This is a genomic window from Bradyrhizobium sp. CSS354 (genome assembly GCF_029051725.1).
Classification (GTDB): Bacteria; Pseudomonadota; Alphaproteobacteria; order Rhizobiales; family Xanthobacteraceae; genus Bradyrhizobium.
In genome coordinates, this window is sequence record NZ_JAACFU010000019.1 from 62,835 (window position 1) to 80,490 (window position 17,656).

General features: G+C 64.4%; 19 protein-coding genes and 1 other RNA gene. 12 read left to right on the top strand and 8 right to left on the bottom strand.

Features of this window, described 5'->3' with window-relative positions:
• Nucleotides 1–130: 130 nt before the first annotated feature.
• From GWG67_RS31840 to ssrA, 7 genes are all read right to left on the bottom strand, one after another.
• On the bottom strand, nt 131–2,002 hold the full coding sequence (locus GWG67_RS31840) for a ferrous iron transporter B (protein ID WP_275173484.1): 1,872 nt from the start codon (nt 2,000–2,002) through the stop codon (nt 131–133).
• Nucleotides 2,003–2,022: 20 nt separating this feature from the next.
• Entirely contained in the window at nt 2,023–2,298 is a 276-nt protein-coding gene (locus GWG67_RS31845) for a FeoA family protein (RefSeq protein WP_007600961.1), read from the bottom strand.
• Nucleotides 2,299–2,450: 152 nt separating this feature from the next.
• Complete coding sequence (locus tag GWG67_RS31850; RefSeq protein WP_007600962.1) at nt 2,451–2,705, bottom strand: ribbon-helix-helix domain-containing protein; 255 nt, start codon at nt 2,703–2,705, stop codon at nt 2,451–2,453.
• Entirely contained in the window at nt 2,702–2,890 is a 189-nt protein-coding gene (locus GWG67_RS31855) for a DUF4169 family protein (protein ID WP_275173486.1), read from the bottom strand. The genes GWG67_RS31850 and GWG67_RS31855 overlap by 4 nt, the downstream gene beginning before the upstream one ends.
• A 278-nt stretch (nt 2,891–3,168) precedes the next feature.
• Nucleotides 3,169–4,641 (bottom strand): class II fumarate hydratase, encoded by a 1,473-nt coding sequence (gene fumC / locus GWG67_RS31860; protein ID WP_275173487.1) that lies wholly within the window; start codon nt 4,639–4,641, stop codon nt 3,169–3,171.
• An 86-nt stretch (nt 4,642–4,727) separates the two neighbouring features.
• Nucleotides 4,728–5,243, bottom strand: a complete 516-nt coding sequence (locus tag GWG67_RS31865; RefSeq protein WP_275173488.1) for an SspB family protein — start codon at nt 5,241–5,243, stop codon at nt 4,728–4,730.
• A 114-nt stretch (nt 5,244–5,357) separates the two neighbouring features.
• Nucleotides 5,358–5,723, bottom strand: a transfer-messenger RNA (tmRNA) gene (gene ssrA / locus GWG67_RS31870).
• Between the two features lie 84 nt (nt 5,724–5,807).
• Between ssrA and GWG67_RS31875 the strand changes: the two genes are divergently transcribed.
• The 11 genes from GWG67_RS31875 (at nt 5,808) to GWG67_RS31925 (ending at nt 15,509) form a co-directional block, all read left to right on the top strand.
• Nucleotides 5,808–6,425 carry a chromate transporter gene (locus GWG67_RS31875; RefSeq protein ID WP_275173489.1) on the top strand — a complete coding sequence of 206 codons (618 nt, stop codon included), beginning with the start codon at nt 5,808–5,810 and terminating at the stop codon, nt 6,423–6,425.
• Nucleotides 6,422–6,952, top strand: a complete 531-nt coding sequence (locus GWG67_RS31880; RefSeq protein ID WP_275173490.1) for a chromate transporter — start codon at nt 6,422–6,424, stop codon at nt 6,950–6,952. Before GWG67_RS31875 ends, GWG67_RS31880 begins: the two co-directional genes overlap by 4 nt.
• Nucleotides 6,953–7,047: 95 nt before the next feature.
• A complete protein-coding gene (locus GWG67_RS31885) occupies nt 7,048–7,809 on the top strand; it encodes a tripartite tricarboxylate transporter TctB family protein (RefSeq protein ID WP_275173491.1) in 762 nt (253 codons plus the stop codon).
• A 7-nt stretch (nt 7,810–7,816) separates the two neighbouring features.
• Nucleotides 7,817–9,382, top strand: a complete 1,566-nt coding sequence (locus GWG67_RS31890; RefSeq protein WP_275173492.1) for a tripartite tricarboxylate transporter permease — start codon at nt 7,817–7,819, stop codon at nt 9,380–9,382.
• Nucleotides 9,383–9,609: 227 nt separating this feature from the next.
• The gene (locus GWG67_RS31895) at nt 9,610–10,404 is read left to right on the top strand and encodes a thymidylate synthase (protein ID WP_007613362.1); all 795 of its coding nucleotides are present in this window, start codon (nt 9,610–9,612) and stop codon (nt 10,402–10,404) included.
• A 5-nt stretch (nt 10,405–10,409) separates the two neighbouring features.
• Nucleotides 10,410–10,895: a GNAT family N-acetyltransferase gene (locus GWG67_RS31900; RefSeq protein WP_275173493.1), complete on the top strand. Its 486-nt coding sequence runs from the start codon at nt 10,410–10,412 to the stop codon at nt 10,893–10,895.
• Nucleotides 10,895–11,404, top strand: a complete 510-nt coding sequence (locus GWG67_RS31905) for a dihydrofolate reductase (RefSeq protein WP_275173494.1) — start codon at nt 10,895–10,897, stop codon at nt 11,402–11,404. Before GWG67_RS31900 ends, GWG67_RS31905 begins: the two co-directional genes overlap by 1 nt.
• A 153-nt stretch (nt 11,405–11,557) precedes the next feature.
• Nucleotides 11,558–12,694: an FtsH protease activity modulator HflK gene (gene hflK / locus GWG67_RS31910; RefSeq protein WP_275173495.1), complete on the top strand. Its 1,137-nt coding sequence runs from the start codon at nt 11,558–11,560 to the stop codon at nt 12,692–12,694.
• Entirely contained in the window at nt 12,691–13,587 is an 897-nt protein-coding gene (gene hflC / locus GWG67_RS31915) for a protease modulator HflC (RefSeq protein WP_275173496.1), read from the top strand. Before hflK ends, hflC begins: the two co-directional genes overlap by 4 nt.
• 71 nt (nt 13,588–13,658) lie before the next feature.
• Nucleotides 13,659–13,865 (top strand): DUF2065 domain-containing protein, encoded by a 207-nt coding sequence (locus GWG67_RS31920; RefSeq protein ID WP_275173497.1) that lies wholly within the window; start codon nt 13,659–13,661, stop codon nt 13,863–13,865.
• 144 nt (nt 13,866–14,009) lie between these two features.
• Nucleotides 14,010–15,509, top strand: a complete 1,500-nt coding sequence (locus tag GWG67_RS31925; protein ID WP_275173498.1) for a Do family serine endopeptidase — start codon at nt 14,010–14,012, stop codon at nt 15,507–15,509.
• 130 nt (nt 15,510–15,639) lie between these two features.
• Here the strand turns inward: GWG67_RS31925 and serB are convergent, their stop codons facing one another.
• The gene (serB, locus tag GWG67_RS31930) at nt 15,640–16,545 is read right to left on the bottom strand and encodes a phosphoserine phosphatase SerB (protein WP_275173499.1); all 906 of its coding nucleotides are present in this window, start codon (nt 16,543–16,545) and stop codon (nt 15,640–15,642) included.
• Between the two features lie 11 nt (nt 16,546–16,556).
• Here serB and miaA point away from each other — a divergent pair, with 11 nt between their 5' ends.
• Nucleotides 16,557–17,513 carry a tRNA (adenosine(37)-N6)-dimethylallyltransferase MiaA gene (gene miaA / locus GWG67_RS31935; protein WP_275173500.1) on the top strand — a complete coding sequence of 319 codons (957 nt, stop codon included), beginning with the start codon at nt 16,557–16,559 and terminating at the stop codon, nt 17,511–17,513.
• Nucleotides 17,514–17,656: the final 143 nt, after the last annotated feature.

Sequence of the window (17,656 nt, forward strand, 5' to 3'; positions counted from 1 at the left end):
GGCCTTATGTGCCGGCGTGGGTCGGGCCAGCTACGGTCAGCTGATTTTAGCACACGCGTAACCCATTGATCTCACAGCGTCGGTCTACTGTGCATGGGGTTGTTTTCGCGCTTTTTAGTTTCGAGAGGGGTTAGCCCGCCCCGAACGCGAGCGCGACATTGTAGGTCAGAAGGCTCGCGGCGTAGGCCAGCACCAGCATGTAGAAGAAGGTGACGGCCATCCAGGTCCAGCTTCCGGTCTCGCGCCGGATCACGGCCAGCGTGGATGCGCATTGCGGGGCGAAGATGTACCAGGCCAGCATCGACAGCGCGGTCGCGAGCGACCATTTCGTCGCCAGCACCTGGCCGATCTGCTCGGCCGCTTCCTTGCCGCCTTCGATCGCATAGACGGTGCCGAGTGCTGCGACCGCGACCTCGCGCGCCGCCATGCCCGGGATCAGCGCGACCGCGATCTGCCAGTTGAAGCCGACCGGCGCCAGCAGCGGCTCGAGCGCCTTGCCGATGATCGCGGCCAGGCTGAAGTCGATCGCCGGCTCGGTGGCGCCGGCGGGCGGCTGCGGGAACGAGGCCAGGAACCAGATCAGCACCATCATCGAAAAGATCGTGGTGCCGGCGCGGTGCAGGAACATCTTGGCCCGCGTATAGACGCCGATCGCGATCGATTTCAGCCGCGGCATCTTGTAGTCCGGCAGCTCCAGCATGAACGGCGCCGGCGCATAGTCGCGCAGCATGAAGAACTTGATGAGGAACGAGACGGCAAGTGCGCTGGCGATGCCGATGGCATAGAGGCCGAACATCACCAGGCCCTGGAGGTTGATGAAGCCCCAGACGTCCCTGGCCGGAATGAAGGCGGAGATGATCAGCGTGTAGACGGGAATGCGCGCCGAGCAGGTCATCAGCGGCGCGATCAGGATCGTGGTCAACCGGTCGCGCTTGTTGTCGATCACGCGCGTCGCCATGATGCCGGGGATGGCGCAGGCAAAGCTCGACAGCAGCGGAATGAAGGCGCGGCCGTGCAGGCCGGCGCCGCCCATGATGCGGTCCATCAGGAACGCGGCACGCGCCATGTAGCCGAAATCTTCCAGCAGCAGGATGAACAGGAAGATGATGATGATCTGCGGCAGGAACACGATGACGCTGCCGACGCCTGATATCACGCCGTTCTGAAGGAAGCTCTGCAGCAGGCCGGCGGGCAGGGTGGCGTGCACGAACTCACCGAGGGAGTCGAAACCCGAATTGAGCAGCTCCATCAGCGGCTGCGCCCAGGCGAACACCGCCTGGAACATCACGAACAGGATGGCCGCGAGCACGATCAGCCCGCCGACGGGATGCAGCACGATCGCGTCGATCCGCGCGGTCCATGTGTCGGGGCGAGCAGGCAGGCTGACGCAGTCGGCGATGATGCGGTCGGCTTCGCGCTGGGTGGCGCGCAGATCGGCCACGCTGAGCGCCCGCCAATTATTCTCTCCCGGCTCGGCGGCGAGCTTTGCCGAAATCTCGTCGGTCAGCGACAGCAGGTCGGCCGTGCCGCCCTTGCGCACCGCGATCGAGGTGACCACGGGCACGCCGAGCTCCTTGGCGAGCCGCGCGACGTCGACAGTGATGCCGCGGCGGGTCGCGATGTCGAACATGTTGAGCACGAGGATCATCGGCCGGCCGGTGCGCTTGAGCTCCAGCAGCAGGCGGATGGTCAGGCGCAGATTGGTCGAATCCGCCACGCACAGCACGAGGTCGGGCAGGGTCTCGCCGGTGGCCTTGCCGAGCACGAAGTCGCGGGTGATCTCCTCGTCCGGGCTGCGGCCGCGCAGCGAATAGGTGCCGGGCAAATCGACCACGGAGACCTGGCGTCCTAACGGCGTGACGAAGAAGCCTTCCTTGCGCTCGACGGTGACGCCGGGATAGTTCGCGACCTTCTGCCGGCTCCCGGTCAGCGCATTGAACAGCGAGGTCTTGCCGCTGTTTGGCGTGCCCACCAGGGCGAGATGAAGTAGGGGCAATTCCATCGAATTGGGGTCCGGTCGCTTCAGGCGACGATAATGGCCATGGCTTCGCGACGGCGGACCGCGATGGTGATGCTGTCGACCCGTACCGCGATCGGGTCGCGCCCGACCAGCCCCTCGTGCAGGACCTCGACCCGGGCGCCCTCGACGAAGCCGAGCTCGATCAGCCGGCTCTCGAGCTCGATGTCCGAGAGCGCCGAGCCCGCGTCCTTGGGGGAAAGGTGCTGGATGACGCCGGTATAGCCGCGCTGGGCCAGGCCCAGCGGCATCTGCGGACGCGTATCATGGATGTCGGTCATGCCCTGTATTTTCAACGCAGGGCATCGAGGTCAAGCGCGCTCGGTCGCTGAAACTGCACCTTAGAGTGATTTTAAAGTACCAGCTTCGTGACGGAGGCGATTGGCGCCGGGATCGGCGCCAAGATGAGCGCCAAGGATCGGCGCAAAGTCGGCTACTGGGCCGGGACCTTTTCCGCCTGGATGGCGGCCATGGCGCGGCTCTTGAAGTAGTCGAGCACGAACAGGCGGATCGCCGAGGACAGATTGCCCTGCTGGCGGTTGCCGTCGATCTCGCCGACCAGCTCGGACAGCGTCATATTGCGCAGGCCCGAGATCTCCTTCATGCCGTTCCAGAACGCCTCTTCCAGGCTGACGCTGGTCTTGTGACCGGCGACGACGATCGACCGTTTCACGACGGGCGACTTCATGGCTGCTCCTCGCGATCGATCTGGTGCTGGTCCAGATGCGCCTTCGCCTGGTCCGCGCGCGTCTCCTCCGCTGACCGCTCCGCCTTCGTGCGGCCGAACTTCGTTCGGTTGGCGTGCGCCTGCTTCGCCGTGGCTTCCCGCTCGGCGCGCTTCCGGAAACGGTTCAGGTTGATGACGTTCGCCATGTCGCGTCTCCATCATCCGATCCTCCGTGGGCAGGATGAAACATTCAGAAACTGTGCGCCGCACTGCGCCCAATGAGACTTGATCGCCATTCGCTTGTCCTCGTCAATCGACCCTTGGGCCATCAAACGATGAATTCCGCCCCCGTGGGGGGTGGAGGGGCTGCGTAGCACGCAATCCCGCCGCGACATTGACGGTAATCAAATCCCGTCCGTTAAGCCCTACATTTAATGGAGCTTGGGGCTCCGTATCATTACGGATGGCTATCGGAATTCGGAATTTATCCCGGGCTGGTCATCTTCTCGGGGCGCACCAGGCGGTCGAATTCCTCCCCCGAGACGAAGCCGAGCCGCAGCGCTTCTTCCTTCAGCGTGGTGCCGTTGGCATGCGCCGTCTTGGCCACCTTGGCCGCGTTGTCGTAGCCGATCTTGGGAGCGAGCGCCGTCACCAGCATCAGCGAGCGCTGCATCAGCTCCTTGATGCGCTTCTCGTCGGCGCGGATGCCGCTGACGCAATGCTCGGTGAAGGAGCGCGCGGCGTCCGCGATCAGCCGGATCGAGTGCAGCATGTTGTAGGCCAGCACGGGCTTGTAGACGTTGAGCTCGAAATGGCCCTGGCTGCCGGCGACCGTGATCGCGGTGTGATTGCCGAACACCTGGCAGCACACCATCGTCATCGCCTCGCACTGCGTCGGATTGACCTTGCCCGGCATGATCGAGGAGCCCGGCTCGTTCTCGGGCAGCATCAGTTCGCCGAGGCCCGAACGCGGACCCGATCCGAGCAGGCGGATGTCGTTGGCGATCTTGAAAAGGCCTGTCGCGACCGAGTTGATGGCGCCGTGCGCCAGCACATAGGCGTCGTTCGAGGCCAGCGCCTCGAATTTATTGGCGGCGCTGGTGAAGGGCAGCTTGGTAATCCCGGCAACGTGCTTTGCGAACAGTTTTGCAAAGCGCGGCTTCGAATTGAGGCCGGTGCCGACGGCGGTGCCGCCCTGCGCCAGCGGATAGAGCTCCTTCACCGCGACCTTGAGCCGGGCGATGCCGCTTTCGACCTGTGCGGCATAGCCGGAAAATTCCTGGCCGAGCGTCAGCGGCGTCGCGTCCTGGGTGTGGGTGCGGCCGATCTTGACGATCTTTGCGAACTCCTTCTCCTTCTTGCGCAACGCGCGCAGCAATTCGCCGAGGGCAGGGACGAGATCGGCGGTGATGCGGCTTGCCGCCGCGATATGCATCGCGGTCGGGAACGAGTCGTTCGACGACTGGCTCATGTTGACGTGATCGTTGGGATGCACCGGCTTCTTGGCGCCGAGCTCGCCGCCCAGGAGCTCATTGGCGCGGTTGGCGATGACCTCGTTGAGATTCATGTTGCTCTGCGTGCCCGAGCCGGTCTGCCACACCACCAGCGGAAAATGGTCGTCCAGCTTGCCCTCGATCACGTCGCGCGCGGCGCGGATGATGGCATTGGCGCGGCGCTGGTCGAGCAGACCGAGCTCCTGGTTGGACTGCGCCGCGGCGAGCTTGACGATACCGAGCGCATGCACAAGCGAGATCGGCATGCGATCGATGCCGATGCGAAAATTCTGCCGCGAGCGTTCGGTCTGCGCGCCCCAATAGCGGTCGGCGAGGACCTCGATCGGGCCGAAGCTGTCGGTCTCGGTGCGGGTCGCCGGGCGTGAGGAGCTGTCGGTCTTCGAGCGGGCAGCCTTCGAGCGGGAAGTCTTCGAGAGTGAAGTTTTGGCCATGAGCACATCCATTCCGCCGCGCGAAATGCCACGCGGCTCTTCATGTGCCTCTATATAGAGAGTTTGGCCGCCCGCGACGGGCGCCAGTCCGATCTAGATCATTTCTTGCGGAAACGATCCAAGCGCACGACTTCGGCGCCGCCCTGGTTCGGAGCCGCCGGCTCTTCGGCGCCTTCCGCAGGTTCAGTGGCAGGGGGCACCGCGACCGCTGACGGGGCGGGAGCGGCCGGCAATGTCTCGGCCGAGAGGTCGGCGACATCGGAGGTGTCGAACTGGAGGCCGAATTTCACGGATGGATCGAGGAAGCTCTTGATGGCGCTGAACGGCACGATCAGCCGCTCCGGAATGCCGCCGAAGGACAGGCCGACCTCGAAGCGGTCCTCGAGCACGGTCAGATCCCAGAACTGGTGCTGCAGGATGATCGTCATCTCTTCCGGATATTGGGCCAGCAGCCGTGAGGACAATTTCACGCCGTCGGCCTTCGACACGAAGGTGATGAAGAAATGATGCTCGCCGGGCAGTCCTTGGGACGCGGCGTCGGTCAGCACCTTGCGCAACACGCCGCGCAGTGCGTCGCGGGCCAGCACATCGTATCGGATATGATCGGTCGCCATGGTGGTCCTGTTGCATTCCAGGAGCTGGGCCCTGCCGGCCCGACTCGCCAAGCCGCAATAATACCGCGCCTGACGGGTCAGCAGGAGTCCCCGCGGGGTAGGAAATAAGAGGTAAGTGGAGGCTTCTGTTGCCAGGTGCCTCCGAACCCCGCCTAACGGAGCTTAACCCGTTAGGACTTCAGAATGGTCTTTCAAACTGCGTTACGCAGCCTGAGCAACCGGAGCAAAGTTGTCGTTGGCAACTATTGCATAGCCCGATAACGGCGGAACAATACCGAGAAAAAGAACGCCCTTTACGCCCTCGTCGATCCTATTTCGCCCCCGCCAAAGCCCGCCTCAGGGCCAGCCCGCTGGTGGGCTTTGGTGGAGGCGCCGGGTACCGCCCCCGGGTCCGAATGGTTTATTGCGACGACCGTTTATTTCCATAGCCGGCGAACCGGCACTCCCAATATAGGGGGCAAAGGTTTCAAATAACAGGTGCTTCGAGCGATCATTGCGAGGTTCCCTTTGGATAGGTTCCCGGCAGCCTTGGCCGCGCGCCGGCCGGCGTTCTAAGCTCCTGACATGTCCGAGGATTCCGCACCGGCTGCCCCCCAACGAGATCACGAGCCGGACCGTCGAGCCATCAGCGCCGTTCCGCCGGGCCTGCTCGCGCTGTTCCTGGCCTTTGCCAGGATGTCGCTGGCGGGCTTCGGAGGGGTTTTGGTGTTCGCCAGGCAGGCCATCGTCGAGCAGCACCGCTGGATGACGGCGGACGAATTCAACGAGATTTTTGCGCTCTGCCATTTCCTGCCCGGGCCCAATATCGTCAATCTGTCCATGGTGTTCGGCGCGCGGCTGCGCGGGATCGCCGGAGGCATTGCCGCCTTCGCAGGGCTGTTGCTGCCGCCCACGCTGATCATGACGGTGCTCGCGATCGTCTACGCCCGGTTCGGCGATGTGGAGGTGCTGCGCCGCATCCTCGCCGGCATCTCCTGTGCGGCCGTCGGCCTTTTGATCGCCGTGGTCTTCCGGATGGCGACGCCGCTGCTCAAGCGGCTGCACGCCGTCGCGCTCATCCTGATGCTGGGCGTATTCCTCGCCATCGGCGTCCTTCGCCTGCCGCTCCAGATCGTCCTTTTGGTCGCGATTCCCGTCAGTATCGGCACTGCCTTTCTGATGGGGCGGAAGGTAGCAGCATGAACGCGGAGAACCCGATCTGGGCGCTGATCTCGACCTTCGGTCTGATGTCGCTGTTCGCAGTCGGCGGTGCCGCGGCGGCGGTACCCGAGATGCACCGCATCGCGGTCGATGTGCATCACTGGATGACCGACAAGCAGTTCGCCGACGCCTATGCGATCGCGCAGCTCTCACCAGGTCCGAACGTACTTATCGTCACGTTAATCGGCTATGCCGTCGCCGGCATTCCTGGCGCTCTGGCGGCGACCTTGGCCATGTGCCTGCCCACCGCGCTGCTTGCCTATTATGTCAGCCGGCTCCTCAATCGGCCGAGCCAATCGCGCTGGCCGGGGCTGATCCAGGCTGCACTGGTTCCGCTCTCGATCGGCTTGATGGCGGCGAGCGCCCTGATCCTGGCCCAGTCGACCGATCGCACGCTTGCTGCGCTGCTTCTGACCGCGACGGTTGCAGTGGTCGCATCCGTCCCGCGCATCAATCCACTATGGATTTTGCTGGTCGGGGGCTTGTTGGGTTTTGCTGGCATTGTGTAATGAAAATGGCTAGGCAGTGATCCGGGCGGGGGGATCGATTTCCAGCCGATTAGAACAACAGTGCTCGTGGCTTACGGGTCGCGGAGGAGACATGCATGGCCGATACGCTGGGCCACTCGGCGACAGCCAACCGAAACACCTCGGTGGTGATCAGCTTTTGTCTGCTGGCCATAGCGCCGCAGATTTTCGAATTCATCTGGTCGTTCGGGACGTTCTTTGGCTGGGGCGCGGGACGCGGCCCGGCCACCGTCGTGATCAGCCACGCTACGGCGCTGCTCGCGGGCGCGCCCGGCGCGTTGCTCGGAGCGGTCGGCGGTGACACCAAGAAGGCGTCATCCGATGTGCTGCTGGCGCTGATCTATTCCTATCCGATCTTCGCGGTGGCGATTCTCACGATCTTCATGACGATCAGGTCGGCGCAGGACTATGTCGGCGGGATCGTGCTGATGGCGCTCGCCCTGTTCGCACTGTGGGCCTCCAGCGATTTGCAGGGGATGCGGGGCTTCTCCTTTGGCGCCGGCACGGCGCCGCGAATGTTCGGCGGGCTGCTCGTCGCACTTGGCGCCGGCATTGCGTTGACGGGACTGCTGACCGACGGGCCGGGCATGGCGCACTATGCCTGGCGTGGGCCGCTCTTCGTGATGGTCTCGATCGTCTTCTTCGCGTTGGCGATTCGTCCGCTTGGGGTGGTGGTTACGGCTTTCGCAAGCTTCATGATCGCGGCGATGGGCACGCATGAGACGCGCTGGGTCGAAGCGCTCATCGTCGGCGCCTGCCTGACGCTGGGCTGCGCGGTGCTCTTCCCCTACGTGCTAGGCCTGCCGATGCCGATGTTCCCGCGCTTCCTGGTTCAGTGAGGGTGTGATGTTCGATCTCTTCCACAATCTGGGCCTCGGTTTCGGTGTGGTGTTTCAGATCTCGTGGTGGTCACCCTGGTGGCTCTACGGTCTGTCGCTCCCGATCTCGATCAATATCCTCATGTGCCTGATTGGTGCGTTGGTCGGCACGCTGGTCGGCGTGCTGCCCGGTATCGGCACCGTCGCAACCGTGGCGATGCTCCTGCCGATCACGTTCGGATTGCCGCCGGTCGGCGCGCTGATCATGCTCGCCGGCATCTATTATGGCGCCCAGTACGGCGGCTCCACCACCTCGATCCTGGTCAATATTCCCGGTGAGGCGACCTCGGTCGTCACCGCAATCGACGGCCACCAGATGGCAAAGCAAGGCCGTGCCGGCCCGGCGCTGGCGATCGCGGCGATCGGTTCGTTCTTCGCCGGCTGCGTCGCGACCGTGCTTATCGCCGTGCTCGGCGCGCCTCTGACCAAGCTGGCACTGGCGTTCGGTCCGGCCGAATATTTCTCGCTGATGGTGCTCGGCCTGATCTTCGCGGTGGTGCTGGCCAAGGGCTCGGTGCTGAAAGCGATCGCGATGATCGTGTTCGGCCTGATGCTGTCGATGGTCGGCTCCGACATCGAGACCGGCGCCTCGCGCATGGCGTTCAACATTCCGGAGCTTGCCGACGGTCTCGGCTTTGCGACGGTGGCGATGGGCGTGTTTGGCTTCGCCGAGATCATCCGCAACCTCGACGCCGGCGCCGAGATGAACCGCGATCTCGTGCAGCAGAAGATCACCGGCCTGATGCCGACCAGGAAGGACCTGATCGACTCGACGCCTGCGATCCTGCGCGGCACCGTGCTCGGCTCGATTCTCGGCATCCTGCCGGGCGGCGGCGCGGTCATCGCGTCCTTTGCGTCCTACACGCTCGAGAAGAAGATCGCCAAGAACCCGTCGCGGTTCGGCCGTGGTGCGATCGAGGGCGTGGCGGCGCCGGAAAGCGCCAACAACGCCGCGGCGCAGACCTCCTTCATCCCGCTGCTGACGCTCGGCATCCCGCCCAACGCCGTGATGGCGCTGATGGTGGGCGCGATGACCATTCACGGCATCGTGCCGGGTCCGCAAGTGATGCAGAAGCAGCCGGAGCTGGTCTGGGGCATGATCGCCTCGATGTGGATCGGCAATCTGATGCTGATCATTATCAACCTGCCGCTGGTCGGAATCTGGGTGCGGCTGTTGCGCGTCCCTTACCGGCTGATGTTTCCCTCGATCGTGATCTTCTGCGCGATCGGCATCTACTCGGTGAACAACGCGCCGGTCGACGTCATCCTCGCAGGCGTGTTCGGTCTGGTCGGCTACTGGCTGATCAAGCACGATTTCGAGCCGGCGCCGCTGCTGCTCGGCATGGTGCTGGGGCCGCTGATGGAAGAGAACCTGCGCCGTGCGCTGCTGATCTCGCGCGGCGACTGGAGCGTGTTCCTGACGCGTCCGCTGTCGGCCGTGCTGCTCGCGATTGCGGCTTTCCTCCTGGTGCTCACGGTGCTGCCCGCGTTGCGTGCCAAGCGCGACGAGGTGTTCACGGAATCCGAGAACTAGGGGGGCGACCCGCCCAGCGTCGGGCGCGCCGTGGCTCGAACCCAAGTTGGCAAGTTAGCCAGCAGGATCAATCTGATAGACGAGGGGCGGGACGCTGAGTTCCGCCCCTTGTCGTTTGCACCGGGAACGCTCACTTTTCCGGGTATAATGCGTATGGATGGCGAATCGCCGCTGTCGCAGCGCGGGGGCGGCCGCTAAATTCGCCGCCTCCCCAAAGGCTCACGCACATGCACCAGTATCAGGACCTGCTCGAGCGGATTCTTTCAGACGGCGCCGAAAAGACCGACCGGACCGGCACCGGCACGCTCTCGGTGTTCGGCCATCAGATGCGCTTCAACCTGTCCGCCGGTTTTCCGATGCTGACCACCAAGCGCCTGCCGCTGAAGGCGATCGTGCACGAGCTGTTGTGGTTCCTGAAGGGCGATACCAACATCAAATATCTGCGCGACAACGGCGTCACCATCTGGGACGAGTGGGCCGACGCCAATGGCGATCTCGGGCCCGTCTACGGCCATCAGTGGCGCTCCTGGCCCGCGCCGGACGGACGCAGCATCGATCAGATCGCGAACGTGATCGACATGATCAAGCGCAATCCGGACTCGCGCCGCCTGATCGTCTCGGCCTGGAATCCGGCTGAAGTCGACAAGATGGCGCTGCCGCCGTGCCACTGCCTGTTCCAGTTCTACGTCGCCAACGGCAAGCTGTCGTGCCAGCTCTATCAGCGCTCGGCCGACGTGTTCCTCGGCGTGCCCTTCAACATCGCCTCCTACGCGCTGCTCACCATGATGGTGGCGCAGGTCACGGGCTTGAAGCCCGGCGACTTCGTGCACTCGTTCGGTGACACCCATCTCTATTCCAACCATCTGGAGCAGGCGAAGCTCCAGCTCACGCGCGCGCCGCGGGCGCTGCCGGTGATGCGGATCAATCCCGATGTGAAGGATATCTTCTCCTTCCGTTACGAGGACTTTGAGCTCGTCGGCTACGATCCGCATCCGCACATCAAGGCCGCGGTCGCGGTCTGACGCCGATGTCGCTCAACATCCGACGTGTGCGTCCCGGCGAGGCCGGGCTTGTTCTCGCTTTCATCCGCGAACTCGCCGAGTACGAAAAGCTCTCGCACGAGGTCGAGGCGACCGAGGCGATGATCGCCGACGCACTGTTCGGCGAGCGGCCGCAACTCCATTGCGCTCTCGCCGAGTGGAATGGTGAGGCGGTCGGCTTCGCGGTGTGGTTTGCGAATTTTTCGACGTTCAGCGGCCGCCACGGCATCTATCTCGAAGATTTGTATGTGCGGCCGTCGCATCGGGGCAGGGGCCTCGGCAGGGCGCTGCTCGTGCACCTCGCCAGGGAATGCGTCGAGAACGGCTGGTCGCGGCTGCAATGGGCGGTGCTCGACTGGAACGCGCCGTCGATCGCGTTCTACAAATCGCTCGGTGCCGTCATGCTTGATGACTGGACGCTGTGCCGCGTCACCGGTCCGGCGCTGACGCGGCTTGCCGGGAGCGCGTCCTGATGGAGATCGTCTTCGTCGTCGCGATCGCGGAGAACGGCGTCATAGGCGCCGGCAACGCGATGCCGTGGCGAATGAAATCCGACATGGCGCGCTTCAAGGCGCTCACGATCGGCAGGCCCGTGATCATGGGCCGCAGGACCTTCGAATCCCTGCCCCGGCCGCTTCCGGGCCGCACCAATATCGTTGTCACGCGCGATGCGGATTACCGCGCCGCTGGCGCCATCGTCACCACATCGACCGCCGAGGCAGACGCCATCGCGCGCGGCGATGCCCTGCGGCGTTCGGTCGCCGAGATCGCCGTGATTGGCGGTGCCGAAATCTACCGGCAATGGCTCGATCGCGCCGATCGCCTCGAAATCACCGAAGTGCATGCCCGCCCCGAAGGCGACACGCATTTCGACATCAACAGGGCGGAGTGGGATGAGGTTGAGCGCATCCGTCATCCTGCCGGCCCCCACGACAGCGCCGACTACTCCTATGTGACATATCGTCGGCGGGTGGGCCATTAACCGCATTTGCCAATGTTAACATTGACTTTTCTGCCCCCGAGCTTAGCTCGGAGGGCGGCGAGGGCTGCGTTGTAAGGGACCTGCCTGTCCCCTATAAAGCCGGACCGGACAAAGCGGGCGGGGGCAATTTCACCCTGCCGAGGAGAGCGTCGAATGCCGTGGAAGAATCAGGGCGGTGGCCCATGGGGCTCGGGTCCGAAGGGACCATGGGGCAACGGCCCGCAACCGGTCGGGCCCAGGCCGCCGGATCTGGAAGACCTTCTGCGGCGCGGCCAGGATCGCCTCCAGCAGATCATGCCGGGTGGCTATTTCTCCGGCATCGGCATCACGCTGATCGTGCTGCTCATCGTCGCGTTCTGGCTGCTGTCGGGCTTCTTCCGGGTGCAGTCCGAAGAGCTCGGCGTCGTGCTGCGCTTCGGCAAGCATGTCCGCACCGTCGAGCCCGGCCTAAACTACCATCTGCCCTATCCGATCGAGACGGTGCTGCTGCCAAAGGCATTGCGCGTTTCCACCATCTCCATCGGCATGACGCTGATCGACGATCCGGCGCGGCGCGGCCGCTCCATTCGTGACGTGCCGGAAGAGAGCCTGATGCTGACCGGCGACGAGAACATCGTCGACGTCGACTTCACGGTGCTCTGGCGCATCAAGCCTAACGGCGTCGGCGATTTCCTTTTCAACATCCAGAATCCCGAAGGCACCGTGAAGGCGGTTGCCGAGAGCGCGATGCGCGAGGTGATCGGCCGCTCGCAGATCCAGCCGATCCTGACCGGCGCGCGCAACGTCACCGAACAGGGCGTGCAGGAACTGATCCAGAAGACCCTGGACAGCTACGGCGCCGGCATTCAGATCAGCCAGGTGCAGATGCAGAAGGTCGACCCGCCGGCTCAGGTGATCGACGCCTTCCGCGACGTCCAGGCGGCGCGCGCCAACCTCGAGCAGCTGCAGAACGAGGCGCAGACCTATGCCAACCAGGTCGTGCCGCAGGCACGCGGACGTGCGGCGCAGATCATGCAGGCCGCCGAAGGCTACAGGGAGCAGACCGTCGCCGAGGCCAAGGGCCAGAGCTCGCGCTTCCTGAAGGTTTACGAGGAATACAAGAAGGCGCCCGACGTGACGCGTGAACGGATTTATCTGGAGACGATGGAGCGCGTGCTCGGTGGCTCGGAAAAGCTGATCTATGACGGCGGCCAGTCGGGCCAGGGCGTCGTGCCTTATCTGCCGCTCAGCGAATTGACGACCAAGCGGCCACCTGCAGCCGGCCAGCAGACGACCGGAGGCAACCGATGAGATCTCCGGTTACAGGCATCGCCACGCTGCTCGGCCTCCTGCTCGTCGTGATCGTGGGCTACATGTCCCTGTTCACGGTGGCGCAGACCGAGCAGACCATCGTGCTGCAGTTCGGCAAGCCCGTCGACGTCGTCACCGCTCCCGGCCTGCACTTCAAGGCGCCGTGGAATTCGGTGATCAACATCGATAAACGCATCCTCGATCTGGAGAACCCGTCGCAGGAAGCGATCGCGTCCGACCAAAAGCGGCTCGTGGTCGACGCCTTCGCGCGTTACCGCATCAAGGACGCGTTGCGCTTCTATCAGAGCATCGGCTCGATCCAGGCCGCCAACATCCAGCTCACCACGCTCTTGAACGCGGCGCTGCGCCGCGTTCTCGGCGAGGTGACCTTCATCAACGTGGTCCGCGACGACCGCGAGAAGCTGATGCAGCGCATCCGCGATCAGCTCGACCACGAGGCCGACGGCTACGGCATCCAGGTCGTCGACGTCCGGATCCGCCGCGCCGATTTGCCCGAGCAGAACAGCCAGGCGGTCTATCTGCGCATGAAGACGGAACGCGAGCGCGAAGCCGCCGAGTTCCGCGCGCAGGGCGGCCAGAAGGCACAGGAGATCCGCTCCAAGGCCGACCGCGAGGCGACCGTGATCGAGGCGGATGCAAGGTCGCTGGCCGAGCAGACGCGCGGCGTCGGCGATGCCGAGCGCAACCGTCTGTTCGCCGAAGCCTACGGCAAGGATGCGGATTTCTTCGCCTTCTACCGCTCGATGGCGGCCTATGAGACCGGGCTGCGCGCGAACGACACCCGCTTCCTGCTGCGGCCGGACTCGGATTTCTTCCGGTTCTTTGGTAACCCGTCCGGCAAGACGGCGACTACGACGCCAGCGAAGCCGTAAGCGAGACAAGGGCGGCAGGTCTGGCCGCCCTTCGTCCAGACAAGAACAGCACAACGGGAGGTTCCAATCCGATGAGGTCCATTGCGTTCACCGACTTCCTCATCGGTTTGGGCATCCTGTTCGTGCTGGAAGGCTTGATGTTCGCGGCGAGCCCGGCCTGGATGCGCAAGGCCATGAAAAGCGCGATGGCCACGCCGGACAATATCCTGCGGGCGGTCGGCATTGGTTCGGCCGTGGCCGGCCTGATCCTGATCTGGGTTATGCGACGTCCAATTTAACCGTCGCACCAACGCCAAAGTGAAGGCGAGGGACCGGTTTTCGCCTTATTATCCGGGTCTTGAGGCCCGTTAAGGTCCGCGCTTGCGCCGTCCCCCCGTTCGAGCGCAGTCTTGACGTCGAATCCTTGTTTCCTGGAGATCACAATGACCGCTGCCACCATTGCCCCGACCCGTTTGCGCTTAGGGCTGGCCGCGCTCGCCGTGGGCGTTTTCAGCGCACTCGGCACACCGGCCTATGCGCGCGGACCGGATGGCATCGCCGACGTCGCCGAAAAGGTGATCGACGCGGTCGTCAACATCTCGACCTCGCAGACCGTCGAAGCCAAGGGCGGGGGCGGCGGCAATGCCATGCCGCAATTGCCGCCCGGTTCGCCCTTCGAGGAGTTCTTCGACGACTTCTTCAAGAATCGCAAGGGTCCCGGCGGCGGCAGCAAGGGCGGCGAGAACAGCCCGGCGCCGCGCAAGACCAACTCGCTCGGAAGCGGCTTCATCATCGACACATCAGGCGTCGTCGTCACCAACAACCACGTCATCGCGGACGCCGACGAGATCAACGTCATCCTCAACGACGGCACCAAGATCAAGGCCGAGCTGGTCGGCGTCGACAAGAAGACCGACCTTGCCGTGCTCAAGTTCAAGCCGTCGAAGCCGTTGGTGTCGGTGAAGTTCGGCGATTCCGACAAGCTGCGCCTCGGCGACTGGGTCGTCGCGATCGGCAATCCTTTCAGCCTCGGCGGCACCGTGACGGCCGGTATCGTCTCGGCGAAGAACCGTGACATCTCCTCGGGTCCCTATGACAGCTACATTCAGACCGACGCCTCCATCAATCGCGGCAATTCCGGCGGTCCGCTGTTCAACCTCGATGGCGACGTCATCGGCGTCAACACGCTGATCATCTCGCCCTCCGGCGGCTCGATCGGCATCGGCTTCGCCGTACCGTCAAAGACGGTCGCGGGTGTCGTCGACCAGCTCCGCCAGTTCGGCGAATTGCGCCGCGGCTGGCTGGGCGTGCGCATCCAGAGCGTCACTGACGAGATCGCCGAGAGCCTGAACATCAAGCCGCCGCGCGGTGCGCTGGTTGCCGGCATCGACGACAAGGGCCCGGCCAAGCCGGCCGGCATCGAGCCCGGCGACGTCGTCGTCAAGTTCGACGGCAAGGACGTCAAGGACCCCAAGGATCTCTCTCGCGTGGTCGCCGACACGGCGGTCGGCAAGGAAGTCGACGTCGTCATCATCCGCAAGGGTCAGGAGGAGACCAAGAAGGTCACGCTCGGCCGGTTGCAGGATCCCGAGAAGGTGCAGGCCGCAGTGAAGACCGACGAGCCCGCGCCTGAAAAGACTGTGACACAGAAGGCGCTCGGCCTCGATCTCGCGGCGCTGAGCAAGGATCTGCGTGCACGCTACAAGATCAAGGACACCGTCAAGGGCGTTGTCGTCACCAATGTCGATGCCAATTCGGATGCCGCCGAGAAGCGCCTCTCTGCCGGCGACGTCATCGTTGAAGTCGCGCAGGAGGGCGTTTCCAGCGGCGCCGACATTCAGAAACGGGTCGACCAGCTCAAGAAGGACGGCAAGAAATCGGTGCTGCTGCTGGTGTCGAACGCCGACGGCGAGCTGCGCTTCGTGGCGTTGAGCGTGCAGTAAGGACCGAGTCGCCACACATTCACTGTCATGCTCCGCGAAAGCGGGGCATCCAGTACGCCGCGGCTTTTCCGTATCCTCGCCCTGGAAACTGGATCACCCGCTTTCGCGGGTGATGACAGCGGAGAGGAGACTAAGCCTCCACGAACTCCTCGCGTCGATACCCCTGCGCATACAGCAGCGCGGTGAGATCGCCATGGTCGATCCGCGCCGCCGCCGCCGCGGCTACCGCGGGCTTCGCATGATACGCCACGCCCAGTCCCGCCGCCTGGATCATCGCGAGATCATTGGCGCCGTCGCCGACCGCCAGCGAGTCGATGTCGTCGAGATCGAACGACTCCATCAGATCCACCAGGGTCGCGAGCTTTGCAGCGCGCCCCAAGATCGGCTCCTTCACCTCGCCGGTGAACTTGCCGTCGCGGACCACGAGCTCGTTGGCGCGGTTCTCCTGGAAGCCGATCCTGGTGGCGACCGCGCTGGTGAACAGCGTGAAGCCGCCGGAGACGAGACAGGCATAGGCGCCATGGGCGCGCATGGTCGCGACCAGTTCGCGGCCACCCGGGGTCAGTGTAATGTGCTTCGCCAGCACCTCGTCGACGGCACTGGCGGGGAGGTCCTTGAGCAGCGCGACGCGCTCGCGCAGCGCCGGCTCGAACTCGACCTCGCCGCGCATCGCGCGTTCGGTGATGGCGGCCACATGGGCCTTCACGCCGACGAAATCGGCGAGCTCGTCGATGCATTCCTGGCCGATCATGGTGGAATCCATGTCGGCGAGAAAAAGCTTCTTGCGCCGGAAGCCGACTGGCTGCACGACGATGTCGATGGGCAGGTCGCCGCGAAGCTCGCGGAGCCGCTGCTCGATGGCGTGACGGTCGCCTTCGAGGTTACTGTCGGCACCGAAGGGGATATCGACTGCAACCCCGTCGAACAGCCAGTGCGCGGGAGCTGCCTGAGGCAGCACAGCGCGGGCGCCGTCGACGATGGTCGAGTCGAGCGCGGGATTATTCGGGTTGCAGATCAGCGTGGCGACGAGGGACATGTGAGGTTTTCGTGAGCGAGGGGCAAGTCGGCAGAAGGCATGTTGGCAAGGCGGTGCTTATCGCAGGCCCGACCGCCAGCGGCAAGTCGGCGCTGGCGCTGGAGCTTGCGCTCGCTGCGGGCGGGGTCGTGATCAATGCCGATTCCATGCAGGTCTACCGCGACCTCCGCATCATCACCGCGCGTCCCACAGATGGCGACGAGGCGCAGGTGCCTCATCGCCTGTACGGCCATGTCGATGCGGCCGTGAATTTTTCGGCTGGTGCCTGGGTGAGCGACGCGGCGAAGGCGCTTGAAGAGGCGCAAGCCAAAGGCCGCCTGCCGATCTTCATCGGCGGCACCGGGCTGTACTTCAAGGCGCTGACGGCGGGCCTTTCCGTGGTACCGCCAATTCCCGCCGAGGTGCGCGAGGACGTTCGGGCGCGGCTGGAGCGGAACGGCGTGGAGGCGCTGCACGCGGAACTCGCAGCCGCCGATCCTCGAGCCGCCGAACGATTGAACCTGCGCGATCGCACGCGCATCGCGCGCGCGCTCGAAGTGGTCGAAGCCACCGGCCGTTCGTTGCTGGACTGGCACCATGAGGGCCAGCCGCCGCTGCTGCCGAAGGACAGTTTTCGCGCCGTGTTCATCGCGCCCGAGCGCGATGAGCTCTATGCCCGCATCGACGCCCGCTTCGACGCCATGCTGGGCGCTGGCGCCTTGCGCGAGGTCGAGCGTCTCGCCGCCCGAAATCTCGATCCGCTGCTGCCGGCGATGAAGGCTCATGGTGTGCCGGCCCTGATCCGGCATCTGCGCGGTGAGCTCAGCCTGGAGCAGGCGGCCACCATCGGCCGCGCCGACACCCGCCACTACGCCAAGCGGCAGTTCACCTGGTTCCGGCACCAATTGCCCGAATTCGAGTGGGTGAAGCCGGAGGAGACGAAGGGCTGGCTGGCGGCGATGGTGAATGCGGCACGGGGCTCCGGCTGACACGCTTTTGTGCCTCGGGTCGCGAATTTACCTCTCGCTCAACCCTGGGAACACCGCTACACTGCCAAAATCGCGCGGGAACGGTCGCATTGCCTTGACATCAGGGCGCTGGCCGCTATGTTTCGCGCAACCTTTGGGAAGCC

What these genes read in the sequence shown, in the direction of transcription:
- hflK (WP_275173495.1), top strand. Translation starts at nt 11,558, where the DNA reads ATGCCGTGGAAGAATCAGGGCGGTGGCCCATGGGGCTCGGGTCCGAAG.
- GWG67_RS31865 (WP_275173488.1), bottom strand. Translation starts at nt 5,243, where the DNA reads ATGGCGACCGATCATATCCGATACGATGTGCTGGCCCGCGACGCACTG.
- GWG67_RS31880 (WP_275173490.1), top strand. Translation starts at nt 6,422, where the DNA reads ATGAACGCGGAGAACCCGATCTGGGCGCTGATCTCGACCTTCGGTCTG.
- fumC (WP_275173487.1), bottom strand. Translation starts at nt 4,641, where the DNA reads ATGGATGTGCTCATGGCCAAAACTTCACTCTCGAAGACTTCCCGCTCG.
- GWG67_RS31890 (WP_275173492.1), top strand. Translation starts at nt 7,817, where the DNA reads ATGTTCGATCTCTTCCACAATCTGGGCCTCGGTTTCGGTGTGGTGTTT.
- GWG67_RS31850 (WP_007600962.1), bottom strand. Translation starts at nt 2,705, where the DNA reads ATGAAGTCGCCCGTCGTGAAACGGTCGATCGTCGTCGCCGGTCACAAG.
- GWG67_RS31925 (WP_275173498.1), top strand. Translation starts at nt 14,010, where the DNA reads ATGACCGCTGCCACCATTGCCCCGACCCGTTTGCGCTTAGGGCTGGCC.
- GWG67_RS31900 (WP_275173493.1), top strand. Translation starts at nt 10,410, where the DNA reads ATGTCGCTCAACATCCGACGTGTGCGTCCCGGCGAGGCCGGGCTTGTT.
- GWG67_RS31875 (WP_275173489.1), top strand. Translation starts at nt 5,808, where the DNA reads ATGTCCGAGGATTCCGCACCGGCTGCCCCCCAACGAGATCACGAGCCG.
- hflC (WP_275173496.1), top strand. Translation starts at nt 12,691, where the DNA reads ATGAGATCTCCGGTTACAGGCATCGCCACGCTGCTCGGCCTCCTGCTC.
- GWG67_RS31845 (WP_007600961.1), bottom strand. Translation starts at nt 2,298, where the DNA reads ATGACCGACATCCATGATACGCGTCCGCAGATGCCGCTGGGCCTGGCC.
- GWG67_RS31905 (WP_275173494.1), top strand. Translation starts at nt 10,895, where the DNA reads ATGGAGATCGTCTTCGTCGTCGCGATCGCGGAGAACGGCGTCATAGGC.
- serB (WP_275173499.1), bottom strand. Translation starts at nt 16,545, where the DNA reads ATGTCCCTCGTCGCCACGCTGATCTGCAACCCGAATAATCCCGCGCTC.
- GWG67_RS31920 (WP_275173497.1), top strand. Translation starts at nt 13,659, where the DNA reads ATGAGGTCCATTGCGTTCACCGACTTCCTCATCGGTTTGGGCATCCTG.
- GWG67_RS31855 (WP_275173486.1), bottom strand. Translation starts at nt 2,890, where the DNA reads ATGGCGAACGTCATCAACCTGAACCGTTTCCGGAAGCGCGCCGAGCGG.
- GWG67_RS31840 (WP_275173484.1), bottom strand. Translation starts at nt 2,002, where the DNA reads ATGGAATTGCCCCTACTTCATCTCGCCCTGGTGGGCACGCCAAACAGC.
- GWG67_RS31895 (WP_007613362.1), top strand. Translation starts at nt 9,610, where the DNA reads ATGCACCAGTATCAGGACCTGCTCGAGCGGATTCTTTCAGACGGCGCC.
- GWG67_RS31885 (WP_275173491.1), top strand. Translation starts at nt 7,048, where the DNA reads ATGGCCGATACGCTGGGCCACTCGGCGACAGCCAACCGAAACACCTCG.